This is a genomic window from Microbacterium sp. 01T413_2 (genome assembly GCF_056398985.1).
In genome coordinates this window covers 1-21,237 of sequence record NZ_JBFTQL010000030.1, presented here as the reverse complement: position 1 = coordinate 21,237, position 21,237 = coordinate 1, and the positions used below count along the sequence as shown (strand labels likewise).

Here is a 21,237-nt window from a genome sequence, read left to right as displayed (position 1 = left end):
ATCCATTCCGYGATCGGAATGGGCGCGCGAGGCGGATCGGGAGCGGATTCACACCACCTCCCAGCGGCGGCAAAGCCCGATAGGGCAGGATGGGCGGGTTCGTCTCTACGTCTCGAGGTCTTCCGTGCGCATCCGCCTTGCCGCTGCTCTGTCCGCCGTCGCAGCGACGGCTCTCCTGCTGTCCGGCTGTGCCGGTGCCGCGAACCCCTCGGCCTCGCCGTCTCCGTCGGCGTCGTCGTCGTGCCTGCTCGACGCGAAGCCGGGCAAGGCCTCCGACGCCGTCAAGGTCGAGGGCGAGGGCAAGGACCTGAAGGTCACGGTGCCCTCCGGCACCGATGTCGACGCGGCCACCGCCGTCGAGCGCACAGTGGTGAAGAAGGGCGACGGGAAGAACGTGGTCGCCGGGGATCTGGTCTCCGTGCAGTACCGCATCGTGAACGCCACGGACGGCACCGTCCTCGACTCCAGCGCCCGTGGGGTGGACGACCAGCTGCCCGTGCTGCTCGACCCGAACCAGCAGTCACTGTTCGTCGCCGCGCTGGAATGCAAGCCGCTCGGCTCGGCGGTCGTGGTGGCAGTCCCGGGCAAGATGTTCGGTGAGGGCGGCAAGCCGGTTGTCGTCTACGCGCAGTCCACGAAGGCCCTCCCGACCGTTGCGAAGGGCAAGGAAGTCGCTCCGGTCGAGGGCATGCCGACCGTCAAGCTCGACAAGGACGGCGCTCCCGAGATCACCATCCCGAAGGCCGACCCGCCCGCGGCGACCACCATCGCGAACCTCAAGCAGGGCGATGGCCCGACGGTGCAGAGCGGCGACTACGTGATCGTGCAGTACCGCGGCGTGACCTGGGCGGAYGGCAAGGAGTTCGACTCCAGCTGGAAGCGGAAGGCTCCGGCGCAGTTCCAGACCACGGGCGTGGTGACCGGCTTCAAGAAGGCGCTCGAAGGCCAGAAGGTCGGCTCGCAGGTGCTGGTCGTCATCCCGCCGGCCGAAGGGTATGGCGACAAGGCCAGCGGCTCGATCCCCGCGAACTCGACGCTGGTGTTCGTGATCGACATCCTCGGCACGGTCCCCACGGCGGCCCCCGCGCAGTGACCCGCCGCTGATCGRACGAGGGCCCGTGAGCATCGCCGATGCACGGGCCCTCATCCGTCGGCGGAGCACGGCCTAGGCTGAGGCCATGCGTCGCGTCCTCATCCTCGGCTCCACCGGCTCCATCGGCACTCAGGCCCTCGACGTCATCAAGGCGAATCCGGATCGGTTCGAGCTGGTCGGCCTCGCCGCGGGTACGCAGGCCGACCTGCTGCAGCAGCAGGCCGAGGAGTTCGGCGTGGACGACACGGCACTCGGCGCCGCCGAGGCGGAGCAGCTGGTCCGCGACGTCGAGGCCGATGTCGTGCTCAACGCGATCACCGGATCCATCGGCCTCGGTTCGACGCTCGCGGCCCTCAAGGCCGGCCGCACGCTGGCTCTGGCGAACAAGGAGTCGCTCATCGTCGGCGGCGCCCTCGTCACCGCACTCGCGCAGCCGGGTCAGATCGTGCCCGTCGACTCMGAGCATTCCGCCATCGCGCAGGCGCTGCGCTCAGGCACCAAGCAGGAGGTGCGCCGCCTCGTCGTCACGGCGTCCGGCGGTCCCTTCCGTGGCCGGACCCGCGAGCAGATGGCCGCCGTCACACCGGCCGAGGCGTTGGCGCACCCCACCTGGGACATGGGACGGATGGTCACGACCAACTCGGCGACGCTCGTGAACAAGGGGCTCGAGGTCATCGAGGCGCATCTGCTCTTCGACGTGGACTACGAGCGGATCGAGGTGGTGGTGCACCCGCAGTCGATCGTGCACTCGATGGTGGAGTTCGTGGACGGATCCACGATCGCCCAGGCCTCTCCGCCCGACATGCGCCTGCCGATCTCGCTGGGGCTCGACTGGCCGAACCGCGTGGGCGGTGCGGGGCGGCCGATCGATTGGACGAAGGCGGCGAGCTGGACGTTCGAGCCGCTCGACAACGCGGCCTTCCCATCCGTGGTCCTGGCTAAGCAGGTCGGACGGGCGGGGCGCACCTACCCCGCCGTGTACAACGCCGCGAACGAGCAGGCCGTGAACGCCTTCCACGAGGGGCGGCTGGGCTTCCTCGCCATCGTCGACACCATCGAGCGGGTGGTCGACGCGCATGATCCGCCGGACGAGCTCACCGTCGAGAGCCTCGCCGCCGCGGAGCAGTGGGCGAGGGCGACGGCCGACCGGATGATCGCCGCTCAGGCGTGAGCTTTCGGATCCCGCGGATCCTGGCGACTGCACAGCCTCAGCACGGGCGTTTCCTAGCCCGGCACCGGTAGCGTGGCGGGGTGGAGATCCTGCTGTACGTCGCCGGCCTGCTGTTCGTGCTGGTCGGACTCGGGGTGTCGATCGCCCTGCACGAGCTGGGGCACCTCGTGCCGGCCAAGCTGTTCGGCGTGCACGTCGGCCAGTACATGATCGGCTTCGGTCCCCGGCTGTTCTCGAAGAAGATCGGCGAGACCGAGTACGGCGTCAAGGCGCTGCCGATCGGCGGCTTCATCTCGATGTCGGGCATGTACCCGCCCTCGCCCGGCGACGAGGGCGACGAGGGCGGGCGGAGCCGGTCGCGCGGCGCCTTCCGCACCCTCATCCAGGACGCCAGGGCCGCCAACGACGAGACCATCGACCCCGAGCGCGCGAGCCGCGTCTTCTACCTGCTCCCGGTCTGGAAGCGCGTCATCGTCATGTTCGGCGGACCGTTCATGAACCTCGTGCTGGCGGTCGTGATCTTCACCGTGCTGCTGAGCGGGATCGGTCTTCAGCAGGGTACGACCACCATCGCCTCGGTCTCGGAATGCGTGCTGCCGGCCGGATCCACGCAGACCTCGTGCTCCGCCTCGGATCCGGTGGCCCCTGCGGCGCAGGCCGGGGTCAAGCCGGGGGACAGGATTGTCTCGGTCGACGGGAAGGACGTCCGCACGTTCGCCGAGGCCAGCGCGATCATCCAGGCATCACCCGGAAAGGCAATCCCGCTCGTCGTCGAGCGCGCCGGATCACGGCTCACTCTGCAGCTGACCCCGGTCGCCGCGCAGCGCCAGGAGGCGGACGCCAACGGGCGCGCCGTCGTCGACGACAAGGGCAACGCCGTCATGCACACGGTCGGCTATGCCGGAGTCGGCGCCCAGCTCGCCTACGTGCAGCAGCCGCTGTCCGCGGGCTTCGAGCAGGCGATGGCGAACACCGGATCCGTCGTGCAGCTCATCGGCAACCTGCCGGTGCGGCTGTGGGATGTGGGCGTCTCCCTGGTCACCGGCACGCCGCGCGATCCGAACGGTCCGCTCAGCGTGATCGGGGTCGGCCGCATCGCCGGCGAGGTGGCGGCAGCGGATGCGCCGCTTCTGAACCGGTTCGCCGTGCTGCTGAGCCTCATGGGGTCGCTGAACATCGCGCTGTTCGTGTTCAATCTCATCCCGCTGCTGCCCCTGGACGGCGGGCACATCGTGGTCGCGCTGTGGGACGGGCTGAAGCGAGCGTGGGCGAAGCTCTTCCAGCGTCCGAAGCCCAAGCCCGTGGACGCCACGCGGCTCGTGCCGCTCACGATCGTCGTGGCGGCGCTGCTGGTCGGCATGGGCGGCCTGCTGCTCGTGGCCGACCTGTTCCACCCGGTGWCGATCGGCTGAATCACCGGGGCCGACGCAGATCCGGATCGTGACCGTGTATCAGGGGGACAGGCGCCGACTCTCTAGGGACGTACGCTGCGGGCACCCGTAGCCGTCCCTCTAGGAAAGGCCCCCGATGAACACCGTCGCAAAGACGCGGCGTGCCGTGATCACAGGTCTTGCGATCGCCCTCGCCACCGCCCTCCTCACACCGGCTCCCGCCTTCGCGAGTCCGGTCGGCCAGAACCAGACCGTCGCCTTCAGCCAGGCGATGGATCTGCCAGCCGCCGACTACACCGTCACCGGTGCCCTGAACGGCACCGCGACCCTCACCACCCACCTGGCGCTCGCGCAGTCGGACGTCGTCTCCGCCGGATGGGACGACAGCACGGTCCGCCAGGGCGGAGCGGTCGATCCGGTTCTCACCCGGCAGCCCGGCGCCGGCACGCTCACCGCTCGGCAACGCGATGGCGAACAACGTGCCGCCCACCGTGACGGCCGCTCCGACCTTCACCGGAGACGAGGGGAGTGCGATCCCGTTCAGCGCGGTCGCGACAGGACCGTGCGCCGCGGGAGCCACGTTCGTGTGGAGCTTCTCCGACGGAGGCACCGCATACGGCAGCCCCACGACGCACGTGTTCGCGGAGTCCGGTCCGTTCTCGGGCATGGTCGCCGCGACCGACGTGACGGGCCTGTCCGGCACGACGACGTTCGGCGTCGGGGTGAACAACCTTCCGCCGGCCGTGATCGTGACGCCGGCCGACCCGACCGTCGCATGGGGGCGTCCGCTGACGCTGCAGGCGCAGGCGACGGATCCGGGCGCCGCCGAGCAGTCCACGCTGACGTATGCGTGGGACTTCCACGACGGCTCGGCGATCGTGACGGGCGGACGCTCGGAGACGCACCAGTGGGCGGATCCGGGAACCGCGCAGGTCACCGTGACGGTGTGCGATCGCCACGGCGCCTGCACCGCCAAGGACGTCTCGGTCACGGTGCGCGCCCGCAGTACGAGCACGTCGTTCACGGGCGATCTGACGGCGACCTACTCGGCCCCTGTCGCCTACCGGGGCACGGTGATCGACGAGTTCGGGCGGCCCGTCAACGGCGCGGCGGTGGCCTTCACCACGGCCGGCGGTGCGACGCAGCTCGCCACGGCGACCGCGGACGGCTCCGGGACAGCCGCGGCGACCGTGACGGAGACGCTCCCGAGCGGCTCCTATCCGATCACCGCGGCGTTCGCGGGCGATGCCCGGTACGTCGCGAGCAGCTCAGCGGCCGTCTCGCAGACGGTGACGTCGATGGCCTCGGCGATCGCCTACACGGGCACGCTGTCCAGCAAGCCGAACGCGAAGATCCCGCTGTCCGCGACCGTGACCGACGTGCTCGGCCGTCCGATCGCGAACCAGACCGTGACGTTCGTGATCGGCAGCCAGACCGTGACCGCCCAGACGGGCGCGAACGGGGTGGCCTCCACCGCACTGAAGCTGACGCTGAAGCCGGGCACCTACCCGGTCTCCGTGTCCTGGGCCGGGATCGCCGGACGGTATGCCGGGGCGAGCTGGAGCGGAAGTTTCAAGCTGAACACCAAATAGGCGATGCCTGCCGATGAGGCGCCGTCGGGATCGGCGGCGCCTCCTCGTGCGCCAAGGGGAGGCCGGGCTCAGCGCCCGTCGAGCGCGTGCCCGACGAGGCGCTGCAGCGTCGTCATCCCGTCCCGGGACAGGATCGACTCCAGGTGGCCCTGCACCGACGCGAACCCCGGCCCGCGCAGCGCGTACACATCGCCGGAGATCGGATCCGCCGACACCTCGGCCACGCCGGCTGCCGTCGTGCCCGGCGCCACGCGTGCCGTGAACGTGTTGTAGAAGCCGATCGAGGCGTCCTGGCCGAACACCGGCACCGACTTCTGCAGCCCCTGGTGCGGGCTGGCGAGCGGTGCGAGCGCGATCCCGAGGGAGTCCGCGAGGATCTGGTGGCTGAGGCACACGGCGAGCAGCGGGCGTCCGTTCTCGCGGCGCCGTGCGACGAGCGCGCGCATCCGGGCGATGCGGGTCGAGGAGTCGTCTCGCGGATCGCCCGGGCCCGGGCCCGCGATGAGCAGATCCGCGGCGTCGATCTCCGCGTCGTCGGCGTCGGCCCACGGCTGGATCCGCACGTCGAGTCCGAGGTGGCGCAGCTGGTGCGCGAGCATCGTCGTGAACCGGTCCTCGGCGTCGACCACCACGGCCGTGCGGCCGGCGAAGGGCGCGGTGGCCGTCGCCCCGGTGCCGCCGTCCTGCGGGTTGATCCAGAACTCCGCGAGGCGGGCGTTGCGCGAGGCGAGCAGCGCCTGGATCCCGGGATCCTCGGCCGGGGTCGAGCCGGATCCGGGGGCGTCGGCGTCCTCGCGCGCCTCGGCGGCGGTGTCCCGCGACACGGCGCCGATCGCGCCCAGCACGCCGGCGGCCTTGCCGTGGGTCTCGCCGACCTCGCCGGCGGGGTCGGAGTGGCGCACGAGCGTGGCGCCGACCGGGACGCTCACCTCGCCATCCTTCAGATAGACGGTGCGGATGAGGATCGGCGCGTCCAGGTCGTGTCCGCCGGCATCGTTCGGGGTGAAGAGCGCTGCCACGCCCGAGTAGTAGCCGCGGGGCTTGCGCTCGTGCCGGCGGATCACCGTGCACGCGTTCTGCATCGGGGATCCGGTCACGGTCGGCGCGAACATCGTCTCGCGCAGGATGTCGCGCGGGTCCAGTCGGCTGCTGCCGCGCAGCATGTACTCGGTGTGGGTGAGGCGCGACATCTGCTTGAGGTGCGGACCGGTGATCCGGCCGCCGTCGGAGCAGACGGCGCTCATCATCTTGAGCTCCTCATCGACCACCATGAAAAGCTCCTCCGTCTCCTTCGTGGAGGAGAGGAATTCGCCGAGCGCGGCCGTCGTCGAGCCGCCGGCAGGATGGCGGAACGTGCCGGAGATCGGATTCATGGTCACCACGCCGCCCTGCGCGACGACGTGCGCCTCGGGGCTCGCGCCGACGGCGACCACGCCCGGGGTGACGACCGCGAACGTCCAGTATGCGCCGCGCTCGTGCTCGAGCAGCGCCCGGAACCAGGTGAGCGCCGCCGTGCGCTCCGTGTCGGGGATAGCCGTGTCGATGCGGGCCGTGTAGTCGCGGCGGATCACGAAGTTGGCGCCCTCACCGCGGCCGATCTCGTCGGCGATCACGCGCTCGACGATGGCCGCATACTCCTCGTCGCTGAGGTCGAAGCCACCGTCGTGCAGCGGGATCGGATCGGCGGGCAGCGCCGCCCGCACCTCGTCGGCCGGCAGGTACTGGTGCTCGTCCACGATCAGGCAGCGCAGTGGGGCGCCGTCGTCCTGCGCCTCGAAGCCACGCTCGCGCACCTGGCGATAGGGGACGAGTGAGAACACCTCCCGGCGTTCGTCACCGGAGCCGAGGGGGATGTCGGCGAGGTTCGTCACATCGACGATCTCGCCGGTGAGCAGCTCGACGCTGTCCGAGCCCTCGCGGGCGAGCAGGACGAACGACGAGTCGAGAGCGTGGATCCGGTCGGCGGTGGTCATGAAGGTGCTCCTGAAAGAGGGATCCGACGCGGCAGAAACGACAAGACCGCCCCGGAAGGCGGTCTGGATCGTGGGTCGCGAACTCTCCGCCTAAGAGGCGGGCCACCAAGAGCGGTTCGCGGACATGCGCCGAAACTACCACACCGGTGCAGCGGGGCAGCACGCCATGACGTTCGCGGCGCGCGCTCAGCTCGCGCGCGGATCCCGTCCAGCCGCGCACGGGTAACCTGGGAGACGTGCCAGCCGTGAACCTGGGGATGCCCAAGATCCCCGACGTCCTCGCCCCGCGACGCAAGAGCCGCCAGATCAAGGTGGGCAAGGTGCTCGTCGGTGGCGGTGCTCCTGTCAGCGTGCAGTCGATGACGACCACCAAGACCACCGATATCAACGGGACGCTGCAGCAGATCGCCGAGCTCACGGCCTCCGGCTGCGAGATCGTGCGCGTCGCCGTGCCGTCGCAGGACGACGCGGATGTGCTGCACATCATCGCGAAGAAGAGCCAGATCCCGGTCATCGCCGACATCCACTTCCAGCCGAAGTACGTGTTCCAGGCGATCGACGCCGGCTGCGCGGCCGTGCGTGTCAACCCGGGCAACATCCGCAAGTTCGACGATCAGGTCGGCGCCATCGCCGCAGCGGCGAAGGCCGCGGGCGTGTCGCTGCGCATCGGCGTGAACGCCGGCTCTCTCGACCCGCGCCTGCTCGAGAAGTACGGCAAGGCCACCGCGGAGGCGCTCGCCGAGAGCGCGCGCTGGGAGGCGTCGCTGTTCGAGGAGCACGACTTCCACGACTTCAAGATCTCCGTCAAGCACAACGACCCGGTCGTGATGGTGAAGGCCTACCGCCTTCTCGCCGCGATGGGCGACTGGCCGCTGCACCTCGGCGTCACCGAGGCGGGCCCCGCGTTCCAGGGCACCATCAAGTCGGCGACCGCGTTCGGGATCCTGCTCGGCGAGGGCATCGGCGACACGATCCGCGTGTCCCTGTCGGCGCCCCCCGCCGAAGAGGTCAAGGTCGGGCACCAGATCCTGCAGTCCCTGAACCTGCGCGAGCGCAAGCTCGAGATCGTGTCCTGCCCGTCCTGCGGGCGCGCCCAGGTCGACGTCTACACGCTCGCCGAGAACGTGACCGAGGGTCTCAAGGACATGACCGTGCCGCTGCGCGTGGCCGTCATGGGCTGCGTCGTGAACGGCCCGGGCGAGGCCCGCGAGGCCGACCTCGGCGTCGCCTCCGGCAACGGCAAGGGACAGATCTTCGTCAAGGGCGAGGTCATCAAGACCGTGCCSGAGGAGGACATCGTGGCCACGCTCATCGAGGAGGCGAACCGCATCGCCGACGAGATGGGCCCGGGCGCGCCGCTCGGCACCGCGCAGGTCGTCACCTCGTGACCAGCGCCACGATCGTCACCTTCCCYTCGGGGTCCCTCGTCGAGTCCGCGCGTGTCGTGGGTGTGCATCCGGCGGASGACGGYGCCGTCGTCGTCCTGGACCGCACCCCGTTCCACCCKGTCGACCACACCTGGCCGGACCAGCCGGGGGACCGGGGTTCGCTACGCGTGGACGACGTCGAGGTCGCGGTGACCGAGGCGGTCATGGCGGCGGTGAGCGACGAGGGCGAGGTCGCGGTCGGAGCGGACATCCCGGTCAAGCGCGGCGCGGAGGGCTGGACCTGGCTCGTGGGGCACCGCATCGAGGCGGTGCCGTCGGCGCTCGCCGCCGGGGCTGCGGCCGAGGCCACCGTCGATGCGGCGTACCGCGCGGGGCTGAGCCGCGGGCACACCGCCTGTCACCTCGCTTCGCTGGCCCTGGACCTCGCGGTCGCCGACCTGTGGCGCAAGGACGCCGGATCCGACGCGCTGGGGAACCCCGACTTCGAGGGGCGCGCGAATCAGACCAGTTTCATCCATGAGGACGGCGCGGTCGATGAGTACCGCCTCGGCAAGAGCCTGCGCAAGGCCGGCTTCGACACCGAGGGCTTCGCGGCCTCGCTGGGGGAGCGCGAGGAGCGCATCAACGCGCAGCTCGCGGCGTGGGTCGCGTCCGGGGCACCGAGCCGGGTCGAGGTCGAGGGCGGGACCATCGTCGATCGCCGCCGCTGGGTGTGCGAGCTGCCCGAGGGCACCGCGTCGATCCTGTGCGGAGGCACGCATGCCTCGTCCCTCGCGGAGTTCGTGTCGATCACGGTGACGCTGGATCTTTCCGATCCGCAGCTGCTGGTGATGACGACGTCGGCGTTCCCCGTACAGGCTTAGCGCCGCTCCAACCCCCGATCGTCGATCCAGGTCCGCCACGGCGACACCGTCCGGACGAATGCCACGGCATCGAACGCGTCCCGTGCATGGCCGGGCTGGATCACGTCGCCGTTGTGCCAGCCGGTGGTCGCGTCGACGGCGGCGGCCGCGTCCGGAGGGAGCGTACGCAGGTCCACCACGGCGTCACCGATGCCCGAGCGTGCCAGCACCGCGTCCAGGCTGGACTCCTCGAGTGGTGCGAGCGGGGCGATGAACGGACGGGAGTGTCCGGGCGGATCCGCGGGGTCCGGCCGGTGCAGCCATTGCTCGCCGCCGCCGAACGCGGTGCCGATCACCACGAGGTCGTCGCCGCGCCGATCGGCGAGATGCCCGCCCATGGTCGTCATCTCCTCCAGTACGAACGGGGGAGCGGAGAACGGGGTGCGCTGCACGTGCCCGTTGGCCGCGGCGACGAGGATGCGGGGCTCGCGCTGCAGGATCCACTCGACGGTGTCGGCCATCCATTCGTCACGGATGTTCGCGGCAGGCCAGGTCCGGGTAGGGCCGGCGGTCATCGCCTGCAGGAATGCGTCGGCTGCGCGGGCGGCCTCCGCCGCACGGATCGCGAAGTCCACGCGCGCCTCGGCGTCCGTGTCGCCGCCGAGCCCGGCGATCTCCTCGCGTCGGCGGGCGCGGATCCGTGCGGCGAGGTCGGCGATGCCGACCGTGATCGCGGCGCGATCCGGGTCGGGCAATGTCAGATACGCCTGGATCGACGGCGCCGCCTGTGCCAGGCCGGCGCGGTCGTCGGGAAGATACGCGAACCGGGGCAGCACTGCGGCGCGCACGTGTGCGGCGTAGAGCGGATCCGCTTCGTCGAGCACCTCGAGCGCGGCCACGATGCCCGGCAGTGCGCTCGCCGAGGAGTCGGGCAAGTCCATCCCGTACCACCCCGGAGCCGATCGTCCGGTCGCGGTGCGCTCGCGCATCCAGGTGAGCTGATCGAGCATCTCCTGGCACGCGCCGAACCGGTACGAGACCCCGTCGCGCAGGGCGTTGCGCAGGCCGTCACTGCCGGTGCGGATCCATCCGTCGACGTGCCGACCTTCAGGCAGGCCGCTCTCCGCTACCAGCGCCGTGAACCCGGCGCGACGATGGAGGAATCGGAACAGGCGATGGCGCAGTGCGAAGAACTCGTGCACGCGGTGCATCGACTCGCCGATCGCGACGACACGGGCATCGCCCACGATGTCCAGAAGCGGCTCGAGGTCCGCGTCGTCCTCCTCGTCGGGGTTGAGCGTGCGCAGACGATGCGCGTGGGTGCGCAGCCACGCCGAGAGCGCCTCCGCAGAGTCGTCAGACGACGGCAAAGGAGACCTGCCCCTTCGCGACGTCGACCGAGTCCAGCCTCACCCGGATCGTCGACCCTGCCACTGCCGAATCCGGCAGCCCCAGCGATGCGGTCACGGGCGGATCCGTGATCTGCACCGTTCCACGCGTACCGCCCCGGCGGATCACGACCGCATCGAAGGTCTCGCCGACGCGCGGTGCCAGCAGAGCCGCCTCCACGAGGTCGAGGGTGCGCGAGTTCAGCGTCGACGAGCGCTGAGCGGACGCGCGCATGAGATCCGGAACCTGCGCCAGGCTCTCGTGCACCCATGCCGGGATCACCTCGCGGCGGCTCACGGCCAGCGAGATCGTGAGCGACCAGCGGTCGACGAGGCGCCRCAGCGGAGCGGTGGCATGGGCGTACGGCGCAGCGATCGCCGCCTGCGTCGTCTCCGCCGGCGCCTCGCCGTCGAACGCGACGTACCCCGCACCGCGGAACAGCGCCGACGCCGCCTCCAGGATCGGCAGGGTGCGCGGGTCGTCCTTGCCGAGTCCTCGCAGGTAGTCGCCGTACCGTCCGCCGGTCCACGGCACGCCGAGCGCCTCGGTCTGCCGSCGGAASGTCTCGAACGCGGCGTCGTCGGGCTGRGGCATGGTSCGCAGGATCCCCACTTTGGCCTGCAGCATCAGCTGCGCCGCCGCCATGCCCGTCATGAGCGACAGCTGCGCGTTCCAATCCTCGATCGGCAGTGGCGAGCGACGGTCGATCGCGTACGAGCCGTCGTCGCGGCGCACCACTTCTTCGTCGGGCAGATTCAGGCTCGCGCCGCCGCGCTGCGCCTCCTGGTCCAGGCGCAGCCGGCCGACCTCGGGCAGGAGCGCGGCCGGTGTGTCCCGTCCGGCGTCGAGGTCGGCCTGGGTCGTGACGTAGTCCAGCTTCGCGCGGGACCGGATCAGCGCCCGCTCGAGACGGGTATCGGTGACGGATCCGGCAGCGTCGAGTGCGAAGGTCCAGACCAGAGCCGGACGGTCCTGATCCGGCAGCAGCGAGGCGCGCTCCTCGCTGAGCACCGGCGGATGCAGCGGGATCGTGCCATCCGCGGCATACAGCGTCTCGCCGCGGGCGCGAGCCGCCTCGTCGAGCGCGCCACCCGGTGTCACGAACGACGGGACGTCCGCGATCGCGTACCGCACGGTGTAGCCGGATCCGCTCCGCTCGATCTGGAAGGCCTGGTCGAGATCCATGGATCCGGCCGGGTCCAGCGTCGCGAACGCGATGTCGCGCAGGTCCAGGTCCGGCGTCGGAGCCGTGGCGGACGCCGCCTCGGCGAGCGCCTCGGGCGAGAACTCGGTGGGCGCGTCGATCTCGGTGCGCAGGGCCGCGAGCGCGGTGGCGAGCTCTGACTGCGCGGCGGACGGGGCGACGTGYGATCGGCGCTGAGGCATGGGTTCAGCCTAAGCCGGGCCCCCTATCGAGGGCGGGCATTAGCGTGGTGTCATGACCAGCACCGCCGACAAGGCCCGCACCCTCGCCGCGCTCTACGCGGCCCCCGAGATCCTCCGCGTCGTCAACGTGTGGGACGTCGTCTCCGCAAAGGCGATCGCCGCCCTTCCGGAGACCACGGCCATCGCCACGGCCGGCCATTCGATCGCCTCGTCCTTCGGCTACGCCGACGGCGCGATCCCGCGCGAGCTCATGCTCGACATGGTCGGGCGCATCGCCGCCGCCGTGGAGCTGCCCGTGACCGCTGATCTCGACGACGGCTACGACGACGCGGGGGAGACGGTTCGTCTCGCGATCGGCGCGGGCGTGGTCGGCGCCAACGTCGAGGACCGGCTGCGCCCCCTCGCCGAGGCGGCGGCGAATGTCGAGGCGATGATCCGCGCAGGTTCGGCCGAGGGCGTCCCGTTCGTGCTGAACGCGCGCACCGACGCCTTCGTCCGTGGTGGCGGACGCCCGGTCTCCGAGTCGCTCGCCGACGCGATCGAGCGCGGCCGCGCCTACCTGGACGCCGGAGCCACCTGCGTGTTCGTGCCGGGCATCCTCGACGCCGACACCACCCGCGCCCTCGTCGACGGGATCGGGCACGGCAAGGTCAGCGTGATCGGTCTGCCCGGCGCGCTCACCTCGACCGAGTACGAGGCGCTCGGCGCCGCCCGGATCTCCTTCGGTCCGCTGCCGCAGCGGGTCGCCCTCACCGCGCTGCAGGACAACGCCGCCGAGATCTACGCCGGGGGCATCATCCCGGCGAGCATCCGCGCGCTGAACTGACGAGCGTCGGCCCCTGAGCCGATCCGTCCGACCGATCGCCCCGCCTGCGCACCCGCACAGGCGGGGCGATCGCCGTCACTAGACTTGTGCCGTGGTGACTCGTCTCTCGAACTTCTTCCTCCGTACGCTCCGCGAAGACCCGGCCGGCGCCGAGGTTGCGAGCCACAAGCTGTTGATCCGCGCCGGATACATCCGACCGCAGGCTGCCGGCATCTTCGCCTGGCTCCCACTGGGTCTGCGTGTCAAGGCGCGGATCGAGAAGGTCGTCCGTGAGGAGATGGCTGCCGCGGGCGCTCAGGAGGTGCATTTCCCCGCCCTCATGCCGCGCGAGGCATACGAAGCGACAGGGCGCTGGGAGGAATACGGCGACCTGCTCTTCCGCCTGAACGATCGCAAGGGCGGCGACTACCTCCTCGCGCCCACACACGAAGAGGCGTTCACTCTGCTCGTGAAGGACCTGTACTCCTCGTACAAGGACCTGCCGCTGACGATCTACCAGATCCAGGACAAGTACCGGGACGAGGCCCGGCCCCGGGCCGGGCTCCTGCGCGGTCGTGAGTTCACGATGAAGGACGCGTACTCCTTCGACGCCAGTGACGCCGGCCTCGACGCCAGCTATCAGGCACAGCGTGACGCCTACGAGCGGATCTTCCAGCGCCTCGGGCTGGAATACGTCATCGTGCAGGCCGATGCCGGGGCGATGGGCGGCTCCCGCAGCGAGGAGTTCCTGCACCCGACCCCCGTCGGCGAGGACACCTTCGTGCGTTCCGGTGGCGGCTACGCGGCCAACGTCGAGGCGTACACGACGGCCGTCCCCGACGCGGTCCCGTTCGACGCCGACGGCGCTCCCGTGATCTTCGACTCGCCGAACACGCCCACGATCGAGACGCTCGTGGCGCACGCGAACGCGAACCTCGAGGGGGAGTTCACCGCGGCCGACACGCTCAAGAACGTCGTGCTCGCGCTCACTCACCTCGACGGCACCCGCGAACTGGTCGTCGTCGGGATCCCGGGCGACCGCGAGGTCGATGAGAAACGCGCCGAGGTCGCCTTCGCTCCCGCCGAAGTCGAAGCCGCGACGGCGGACGACTTCGAGAACAACCCGCTGCTCGTCAAGGGCTACATCGGCCCGTGGTCGCCCACGGGGGCGATCCTCGGCGAGGAGTCCGCGACCGGGATCCGTTACCTCCTCGATCCCCGCATCGTCGAGGGCACGAGCTGGATCACCGGCGCCAACATCGACCAGAAGCACGCGCACTCCGTGATCGCCGGCCGTGACTTCGCCGCAGACGGCATCGTGGAGATCGCGAACGTGCGCGAGGGCGACCCCGCGCCCGACGGATCCGGCCCGGTGCATCTCGCGCGCGGCATGGAGATCGGCCACGTCTTCCAACTCGGCCGCAAGTACGCCGAGGCGCTCGGGCTGAAGGTGCTCGACGAGAACGGCAAGCTGGTGACCGTCACGATGGGCTCCTACGGCATCGGCGTGACCCGGATCCTCGCGATCATCGCCGAGCTCAACAACGACGAGAAGGGACTGATCTGGCCCGCCGCGGTCGCGCCGTTCGATGTGCACGTGGTGGCGGCCGGTCGCGATCAGCTCGCCTTCGATGTCGCGGCCGACGTGTCCGCGCAGCTCGAGGCAGCCGGGCTCGACGTGCTGTACGACGACCGCCCCAAGGTCTCGCCCGGTGTGAAGTTCGGCGACGCCGAGCTGGTCGGCGTGCCGCGTGTGCTCGTCGTCGGCCGCGGTGCCGCCGACGGCCAGGTCGAGCTGTGGGACCGCCGCACCGGCGAACGCGACACCGTCTCCATCGAGAAGGCAGTGCAGTCGCTCACTGCGCGCTGAGCGACGACACCTTGCGAAGCCCCGCGCACCCGACGAGGATGCGCGGGGCTTCGTCGTGAGATCCGTGCGGGGCAGCCCGGTTCGCGGCGCGCTGGGTCGGCCGCCGGCGCGCGTCCTGCAGGATGGAGACATGGAGACCACGCCTGCCGCCTGGCTGCGAGCACGCCCCGCGCTCACCGGATCCGCACCGGCGCTGCACCCCGGATCGGTGCCGAACGATCCGCTCGCCCTCTTTCTGAACTGGATCACCACCGCGGCCGAGGCGGGAGTCGCCGAACCGCATGCGGCGACCCTGGCGACGGTCGATGCCGATGGCGTTCCGGACGCGCGCACGCTCATCCTCAAGGATGTCGATGAGCGCGGCTGGGCGTTCGCCGGACCGCGCTCATCCGCCAAGGGGCAGCAGCTCGCGGCGAACCCCGCGGCCGCCCTGAACTTCTGGTGGCAGCCGGTGCTGCGCGCCGTGAGGGTGCGCGGCCCTGTGCGCGAAGCCGCGTCCGACGAGAGCGCGGCCGACCTCGCGGCGCGATCGGCCGCGGCGCGGGCCGGTGTGGCCGAGGGGGACTGGGTGCTCTGGCGGATCGTGCCGAGCCGGATCGAGTTCTGGCAGGGCTCGACCGATCGTCGGCATACCCGCATCGTGTACACGCGCGACGGTTCAGGATGGCTCCGGACACGGCGTGATGGTGAGGAAGCGCGCGAGAGCGCAGAGGAGGAGAGTGCATGAGCGACTACGAGGTGATGAGCATCGGCAGCCCGGACGAATGGCGGGACTTCCACGGCGGGTTCGACGAGTCTCGCTCCCGCGACGGACGACGCGTCGTCGATCATGAGCTGACCATGCAGTACATCGGCATGACCGCCAACGCCCTGATTCCCGGCGAGGAGGCGGGCTACTGGCACACCCACTCCCGGATCGAGGAGCTCTACGTCTTCCTCGCCGGGCACGGTCAGATGGGTGTCGGCGACGATGTCGTGGAAGTCGGGCCCGGCACGGTCGTGCGTGTCGGCCAGGGCGTGCCGCGCACCTGGCGCGCGCGACCGGACAGCACCGGCGAACTGCGCTGGCTATGCATCCGCGCCGGTGGCGAGGCGCTGCCGCACTTCCCCGACGACAGCGCGCGGCTGCCGGAGCGGCCGATGCCCTGGACTGCGCTGGGCTGAGAGAGCCCACGGGGCGACGACCGCTCCGCGCGGCGGCACCCGCCCTTCATCGCGGCGTGACACGCTGGAGGCATGACCGACGAGATCCTGCCTCCGACCCTCCGGGCCGAGATCAACACGGTGCTCGACGGCGCCGGAGTGCGCGCCGACCGGCGTCTCATCCTGCGTATGCTGCAGACCGCAGTGCTGCTCGGCGAGGACGGCGCGGACCGTCTCGACCTGAAGATCGCCTCCGCCGCGCTCAGCGAGATGCGTGATGCGTTCCGGCTGTTCGCGCCGTTCCACGGGGTTCCGAAGGTAACGGTTTTCGGATCCGCCCGCACCGCCCAGGACGACCCGCTGTACCGGCAGGCGCGCGACGTGGCGGCCGCGCTCGCCGCGGAGGGCTGGATGGTGGTCACGGGCGCGGGCCCGGGGATCATGCAGGCCGCTGCTGAGGGCGCGGGCCCCGAGCGCTCTCTCGGGGTGTCCATCCGACTCCCGTTCGAGGAGAAGGCGAACACGATCGTCGGCGAGCAGGAGCACGTCGTGGCGATGAAGTACTTCTTCACGCGCAAGCTCATGCTGATGAAGGAGTCCCGCGGCTTCATCTGCCTCCCCGGCGGCTTCGGCACCCTGGACGAGATGTTCGAGCTGCTCACCCTGCAGCAGACCGGCAAGGCCGAACCCATGCCGATCGTGCTGCTGGACGAGCCCGGCGGGACGTTCTGGCGCGGCCTGGAGCGCTTCGTGCAGGAGGACCTCGCACCGACCGGGGTGATCTCTCCCGGCGACTTCGACCGCGTCCAGATCACGGACTCGGTGTCGGAGGCGACGGCCGTCATCACCGGGTTCTGGCGCAACTACGACTCGCTGCGGTGGGTGGGCGATCTGCTGGTGCTGCGGTTGCGCGCCGCTGCGACCTCCGACGAGATCGCCCAGCTGAACGAGCAGTTCGGATCCCTGCTCTCATCCGGCCGCATCGAAGCATCCGGCCCGCACCCGGCCGAACTGGCCGACAAGGACCGGGTCGAGCTGCCGCGGCTGTCGATGCACCTGGATCAGCGCGCGGTCGGCGGCCTGTTCCGCATCATCGGTGCGATCAACCGATTCGGATCCGCGCCGCGCCGTTGACCCGGCCCGCGACTCAGGCTTCGGAGCGCAGGATCCCCGCGGCGAAGGCGTCGAGATCGACGGCGTGGCCGAGGACGCGCTCTGCGGCGCGCACCCCCGAGGCATAGGCGCCGCCGACCGTCGCCGGCTCTGCGCCCCAGGTGGCCTCTCCGGCGAAGTGCAGCATCCCGTCGACCGGGCCTGCGAGGGCGTCGTGGTCCTCGTGCGAGGATCCGGTCGCGAGGTGCGAGTAGGAGCCCTGCGAGAACGGATCCTGTCCCCAGCGCGTGATCCAGCGCGCGACCGGCGTGGGGATGTCCTCGCCGTAGAGCCGGCGCAGCGCCGCCATGGCATCGGCGGAGATCACGTCGTCGGTCAGCGTCTGCACACGCTTCCCGAACGGCCCGGCGGCGAAGGTCAGCAGCGTGGGCCGGCCGCTGATCGCGGACACGTCGTACCAGGAGTGCCAGTGCTCGCCGGGCTCGCCGAGAGCGCGGATCGCGTACACCTCCTCCTCCCAGAAGCGCTCGGGGAACTGCAGGAAGATCTTGTTGAACACGCCCATCCCGAGCCGCGCGATCGGATCCGCGATCTCTGCCGGCAGCGCGGGCTCGAACGCGATCGCGCCGGCCTTCAGCACGCCGAGGGGCACGGTGACGACCGCCCGTGCGGCCGTGAAGACGCCGCGATCGGTCTCGACCCGCACTCCCTCCGTGCTGCGCACGATGCGCCGCACCACGTGCTCGAGCCGGACATCGAGCCCGGCAGCGATGCGGGCGGGCAACTCGTCATAACCGCGCGGGAAGACGACCTCGTCGCCGTCGATCGCGTCCTCGTCGAGCCCGTGCGCGTCGAGGTCGCCGATCCAGGCGCCGCACTGCTCCTCGACGCGGTGCCGGAAGAACTCGCGGATCTCGTCGACGCGCTCCGGATCCATCGCATCCCGGTGCCGCTCCAGGGCGTCCAAGGCGCGCTCCGTCACCTCGAGGTAGGTGTCGCCGGGGGAGGACCGGGAGATCTCCTGCTCCACCGCGAGGTCGGCCGCGGCGACGTCGGTGACCCACTGCGCACTCTCTGCGGCGGACAGGCGCCGCGCCTCGCCGTCGAAGTCGGCGATGGGGCGGCCGCCGGCCTGGAAGCTGCCCACGGTGAACTCGATGGTCGGCACGTTCAGGGCCCGCACGAGCTCCCACAGCGGGGAATCCTCGATGCCATGGATCCAGGACGCGCCGAGATCCACGGAGAAGCCCGCGCCGCGGTCCGTGTGCATGCGCCCGCCGACCCGGTCCCGCGCCTCCAGCACGGCCACGCGCTGACCGGCCGCGGTGAGAAGCCGCGCTGCGGTCGTACCGGACATGCCGGCGCCGATCACGATCGTGTCGAACTCGGGCACGCGTTCTCCTCGGGGGTCTTCGTCGGGGGGATCTCGGACCCGGAGGCCACCAGCCTTCGCCGAGACGGGTCTCGCCAGGGTATCGTTGTACGGATGTCGTGCGTGCGGGTGCGCGCCGACGAGAGCTGAACAGGGAGGCCGTCATGGATATCGATCTCGGGTTGCTGCGCACGATCGAGCGGGAGAAGGAGATCCCCTTCGACGAGCTGATCGCGATCATCGAACAGGCCGTCCTGACCGCCTACGCCAAGCATGACTCTGCGGAGGGCGTGCTGACCGAAGGCGCCCGCGTCGAGCTCGACCGCAAGACCGGCCACGTCGCCGTGCTGATCCCCGTGCGCGATGAGGAGGGTGCGGTCATCGGCGAGGAGGACTCCACTCCCGATGACTTCGGCCGCATCGCCGCCTTCGCCGCGAAGCAGGTCATCGGCCAGCGCCTGCGCGACATCGCCGACGACGCCGTTCTCGGCGAGTTCCGCGGCAAGGAGGGCGACATCGTCGCCGGTGTCATCCAGCAGGGCCCGAACCCGCGCATGATCCACGTCGACCTCGGATCCGTCGAGGCGATCCTCCCGCCCGAGGAGCAGGTCCCGGGTGAGGAGTACACGCACGGAACCCGTATCCGGGTCTACGTGACGTCGGTCGCCAAGGGGATGAAGGGYCCSGCGATCACCGTGTCCCGCACGCACCCSGGWCTCGTGCGCAAGCTSTTCGCACTCGAAGTGCCGGAGATCGCCGCGGGCCTCGTCGAGATCGTCGCGCTGGCCCGTGAGGCCGGGCACCGCAGCAAGATCGCGGTGAAGGCGAACGACCCCGCCATCAACGCCAAGGGCGCGTGCATCGGCGAGATGGGCCGCCGTGTCCGCGCGGTCACCGAGGAGCTCGCGGGGGAGAAGATCGACATCGTCGACTATCACCAGGATCTCGCGACGTTCGTCGCGCATGCGCTGTCGCCCGCCAAGGTCACCAGCGCGTTCGTGCTCGACGCCGGCACGAAGGCCGTGCGGGCCCTGGTGCCCGACTACCAGCTGTCGCTCGCGATCGGCAAGGAGGGGCAGAACGCCCGCCTCGCCGCGAAGCTCACCGGCGCCAAGATCGACATCCAGCCGGACTCGATCCTCGACGGGGCCTGAGCGGCCGCGTTCGCCTGCCGCGCCCGAGGTGTAAGATGGATCCTGTACGAACGTGTGTCGGTTGCCGCGCTCGTGCATCTCGCACCGCCCTGCTCAGGGTGGCAATCCGGAATGGTGAGCTCGTCTTCGACGAGCAGGCCGTGCTGCCGGGGCGGGGTGCGTGGGTGCATCCGACTCCGGAGTGCGTGGACACCGCCCTGCGGCGACGCGCCTTCGCCCGTGCACTCCGTGTGTCCACTGCGATGGAATTCCCGGAAGCAGAGAACATGCAGACCCTCGAGAAACGGCTGAACGGCTATGGAAACAAAGTGAACGGCTCGAAATGAGACCCGTCCGCGACTAGTGGTCTGCCCTGCCAGGGCGGACCGACCCTGACAGGAGAATTGTGGCTGGTAAACCACGCGTGCACGAGATCGCCGCCGAACTCGGCGTCGACAGCAAGTTTGCACTCGCGAAGCTCAAGGAGCTCGGCGAGTTCGTGAAGTCCCCCTCATCCACGATCGAGCCCCCGGTCGCGCGCAAGCTGCGTGCTGCCATCGAGGCCGACAAGCCGGCCGGCGCCGCTTCCGCGACCGCCCCGGCCGCCAAGCCTGCTGCGGCCACCCCCGCAGCAGCGTCTTCCGGCGCGCCCAAGCCCGGCCCGAAGGCGCCGACTCCCGGCCCGAAGCCGGGACCGGCCAAGCCCGCAGAGCCGACCCCGGCACCGGCGGCCGAGGCTCCCGCGGCTCCGGCTGCGCCCTCTCCGGCCCAGACCGCTGCGGAGAAGCCGTCTGCGGACAAGCCCGGCGGATCCGGCGCTCCGCGCCCCGGCGCACCTCGCCCCGGCAACAACCCGTTCGCCTCGCAGCAGGGTATGGGCTCGCGTCCCGCGGGTCCGCGTCCGGGTAACAACCCGTTCGCCTCCGCGCAGGGCATGGGCCAGCGCCCGACGCCGGGCAACATCCCGCGTCCGCAGGCTCCGCGCCCCGGCTCGCCGCGCGTCGGCGGCCCCCGTCCCGGCCCCGGCGGCCGTGCCGGTGGTCCCGGTCGTCCCGGCGGTGCCGGTCGTCCTGGCGCTCCGTTCCAGCAGCGCACCGGCGGCCCCGGCCGTCCCGGTGGTGCCGGTGCCGGTGGGTTCCAGCGCCCCGGTGGCGCTCCTGGTGCCCCGGCCGGCGGTTTCGCCGGTCGTCCCGGCGGTGGCGGCGGCCGCGGCCGCGGCCCCGGCGGCGGTACGGCCGGCGCGTTCGGCAAGGGCGGCGGCAAGAGCAAGCAGCGCAAGTCGCGGCGGGCGAAGCGGCAGGAATTCGAGATGCGGTCGGCGCCGGTCGTCGGCGGCGTCAACGTTTCGAAGGGCAACGGCGAGATCATCCGTCTGCGTCGCGGTGCTTCGATCGCCGACTTCGCGGACAAGCTCGAGGCATTGCGCGGCTACACCGTGCAGCCCGGCACGCTCGTGACGATCCTGTTCAACCTCGGCGAGATGGCCACGGCCACCGAGTCGCTGGACGAGGCGACGTTCGAGGTGCTCGGCGCCGAGCTCGGTTACACGATTCAGATGGTCTCGCCCGAGGACGAG

The 21,237-nt window shown here is 70.8% G+C and carries 18 protein-coding genes; 14 read left to right on the top strand and 4 right to left on the bottom strand.

Annotated features, from left to right (window positions below; all coding sequences use genetic code 11):
- Window positions 1–124 precede the first annotated feature (124 nt).
- The 4 genes from AC1DMN_RS14700 to AC1DMN_RS14685 all read left to right on the top strand — a co-directional run bounded on the left by AC1DMN_RS14700 (window position 125) and on the right by AC1DMN_RS14685 (window position 5,247).
- Window positions 125–1,093: an FKBP-type peptidyl-prolyl cis-trans isomerase gene (locus AC1DMN_RS14700; RefSeq protein WP_477230690.1), complete on the top strand. Its 969-nt coding sequence runs from the start codon at window positions 125–127 to the stop codon at window positions 1,091–1,093.
- 85 nt (window positions 1,094–1,178) lie between these two features.
- Entirely contained in the window at window positions 1,179–2,264 is a 1,086-nt protein-coding gene (gene dxr, locus AC1DMN_RS14695; RefSeq protein ID WP_440732190.1) for a 1-deoxy-D-xylulose-5-phosphate reductoisomerase, read from the top strand.
- Window positions 2,265–2,344: 80 nt separating this feature from the next.
- Window positions 2,345–3,676, top strand: a complete 1,332-nt coding sequence (locus tag AC1DMN_RS14690) for a M50 family metallopeptidase (RefSeq protein WP_477384480.1) — start codon at window positions 2,345–2,347, stop codon at window positions 3,674–3,676.
- 446 nt (window positions 3,677–4,122) lie between these two features.
- Complete coding sequence (locus AC1DMN_RS14685) at window positions 4,123–5,247, top strand: Ig-like domain-containing protein (RefSeq protein ID WP_477230689.1); 1,125 nt, start codon at window positions 4,123–4,125, stop codon at window positions 5,245–5,247.
- Window positions 5,248–5,315: 68 nt separating this feature from the next.
- On the opposite strand, the gene AC1DMN_RS14680 is transcribed toward AC1DMN_RS14685, so the two are convergent.
- Complete coding sequence (locus AC1DMN_RS14680; RefSeq protein ID WP_477230688.1) at window positions 5,316–7,220, bottom strand: anthranilate synthase family protein; 1,905 nt, start codon at window positions 7,218–7,220, stop codon at window positions 5,316–5,318.
- Window positions 7,221–7,456: 236 nt separating this feature from the next.
- Between AC1DMN_RS14680 and ispG the strand changes: the two genes are divergently transcribed.
- Both ispG and AC1DMN_RS14670 read left to right on the top strand, forming a co-directional pair.
- A complete protein-coding gene (ispG, locus tag AC1DMN_RS14675) occupies window positions 7,457–8,608 on the top strand; it encodes a flavodoxin-dependent (E)-4-hydroxy-3-methylbut-2-enyl-diphosphate synthase (RefSeq protein WP_477230687.1) in 1,152 nt (383 codons plus the stop codon).
- On the top strand, window positions 8,605–9,471 hold the full coding sequence (locus tag AC1DMN_RS14670) for an alanyl-tRNA editing protein (RefSeq protein ID WP_477384478.1): 867 nt from the start codon (window positions 8,605–8,607) through the stop codon (window positions 9,469–9,471). The genes ispG and AC1DMN_RS14670 overlap by 4 nt, the downstream gene beginning before the upstream one ends.
- On the opposite strand, the gene AC1DMN_RS14665 is transcribed toward AC1DMN_RS14670, so the two are convergent.
- Both AC1DMN_RS14665 and AC1DMN_RS14660 read right to left on the bottom strand, forming a co-directional pair.
- On the bottom strand, window positions 9,468–10,820 hold the full coding sequence (locus tag AC1DMN_RS14665; RefSeq protein WP_477230685.1) for an erythromycin esterase family protein: 1,353 nt from the start codon (window positions 10,818–10,820) through the stop codon (window positions 9,468–9,470). The two genes, AC1DMN_RS14670 and AC1DMN_RS14665, sit on opposite strands and share 4 nt — an antisense overlap.
- Window positions 10,807–12,225, bottom strand: coding sequence for an RNB domain-containing ribonuclease (locus AC1DMN_RS14660; RefSeq protein ID WP_477384476.1), 1,419 nt, complete (start codon window positions 12,223–12,225; stop codon window positions 10,807–10,809). The genes AC1DMN_RS14665 and AC1DMN_RS14660 overlap by 14 nt, the downstream gene beginning before the upstream one ends.
- 52 nt (window positions 12,226–12,277) lie before the next feature.
- Between AC1DMN_RS14660 and AC1DMN_RS14655 the strand changes: the two genes are divergently transcribed.
- The 5 genes from AC1DMN_RS14655 (at window position 12,278) to AC1DMN_RS14635 (ending at window position 17,177) form a co-directional block, all read left to right on the top strand.
- Window positions 12,278–13,051 carry an isocitrate lyase/PEP mutase family protein gene (locus AC1DMN_RS14655; RefSeq protein WP_441975998.1) on the top strand — a complete coding sequence of 258 codons (774 nt, stop codon included), beginning with the start codon at window positions 12,278–12,280 and terminating at the stop codon, window positions 13,049–13,051.
- Between the two features lie 91 nt (window positions 13,052–13,142).
- A complete protein-coding gene (locus tag AC1DMN_RS14650; protein WP_477230683.1) occupies window positions 13,143–14,900 on the top strand; it encodes a proline--tRNA ligase in 1,758 nt (585 codons plus the stop codon).
- Window positions 14,901–15,030: 130 nt separating this feature from the next.
- Entirely contained in the window at window positions 15,031–15,627 is a 597-nt protein-coding gene (locus AC1DMN_RS14645) for a pyridoxamine 5'-phosphate oxidase family protein (protein ID WP_441975999.1), read from the top strand.
- On the top strand, window positions 15,624–16,064 hold the full coding sequence (locus tag AC1DMN_RS14640) for a cupin domain-containing protein (RefSeq protein WP_441976000.1): 441 nt from the start codon (window positions 15,624–15,626) through the stop codon (window positions 16,062–16,064). Before AC1DMN_RS14645 ends, AC1DMN_RS14640 begins: the two co-directional genes overlap by 4 nt.
- Window positions 16,065–16,136: 72 nt before the next feature.
- Window positions 16,137–17,177, top strand: coding sequence for an LOG family protein (locus AC1DMN_RS14635; protein ID WP_440732178.1), 1,041 nt, complete (start codon window positions 16,137–16,139; stop codon window positions 17,175–17,177).
- Between the two features lie 13 nt (window positions 17,178–17,190).
- Here the strand turns inward: AC1DMN_RS14635 and AC1DMN_RS14630 are convergent, their stop codons facing one another.
- Window positions 17,191–18,549 carry a flavin monoamine oxidase family protein gene (locus AC1DMN_RS14630; protein WP_477230682.1) on the bottom strand — a complete coding sequence of 453 codons (1,359 nt, stop codon included), beginning with the start codon at window positions 18,547–18,549 and terminating at the stop codon, window positions 17,191–17,193.
- A 143-nt stretch (window positions 18,550–18,692) separates the two neighbouring features.
- Here AC1DMN_RS14630 and nusA point away from each other — a divergent pair, with 143 nt between their 5' ends.
- From nusA to AC1DMN_RS14615, 3 genes are all read left to right on the top strand, one after another.
- Window positions 18,693–19,682: a transcription termination factor NusA gene (gene nusA, locus AC1DMN_RS14625; RefSeq protein ID WP_440732176.1), complete on the top strand. Its 990-nt coding sequence runs from the start codon at window positions 18,693–18,695 to the stop codon at window positions 19,680–19,682.
- A 35-nt stretch (window positions 19,683–19,717) separates the two neighbouring features.
- Window positions 19,718–20,008: a YlxR family protein gene (locus AC1DMN_RS14620; RefSeq protein ID WP_440732175.1), complete on the top strand. Its 291-nt coding sequence runs from the start codon at window positions 19,718–19,720 to the stop codon at window positions 20,006–20,008.
- Window positions 20,009–20,067: 59 nt separating this feature from the next.
- The coding region (locus AC1DMN_RS14615) for a translation initiation factor IF-2 N-terminal domain-containing protein (protein WP_477384474.1) at window positions 20,068–21,237 on the top strand (1,170 nt) is incomplete at its 3' end.

Bases quoted from the DNA above. Each gene is read 5' to 3' on its own strand.
- AC1DMN_RS14645 (WP_441975999.1), top strand. From the start codon at position 15,031: ATGGAGACCACGCCTGCCGCCTGGCTGCGAGCACGCCCCGCGCTCACC.
- AC1DMN_RS14655 (WP_441975998.1), top strand. From the start codon at position 12,278: ATGACCAGCACCGCCGACAAGGCCCGCACCCTCGCCGCGCTCTACGCG.
- AC1DMN_RS14620 (WP_440732175.1), top strand. From the start codon at position 19,718: ATGGATCCTGTACGAACGTGTGTCGGTTGCCGCGCTCGTGCATCTCGC.
- AC1DMN_RS14680 (WP_477230688.1), bottom strand. From the start codon at position 7,220: ATGACCACCGCCGACCGGATCCACGCTCTCGACTCGTCGTTCGTCCTG.
- AC1DMN_RS14685 (WP_477230689.1), top strand. From the start codon at position 4,123: ATGGCGAACAACGTGCCGCCCACCGTGACGGCCGCTCCGACCTTCACC.
- AC1DMN_RS14640 (WP_441976000.1), top strand. From the start codon at position 15,624: ATGAGCGACTACGAGGTGATGAGCATCGGCAGCCCGGACGAATGGCGG.
- AC1DMN_RS14635 (WP_440732178.1), top strand. From the start codon at position 16,137: ATGACCGACGAGATCCTGCCTCCGACCCTCCGGGCCGAGATCAACACG.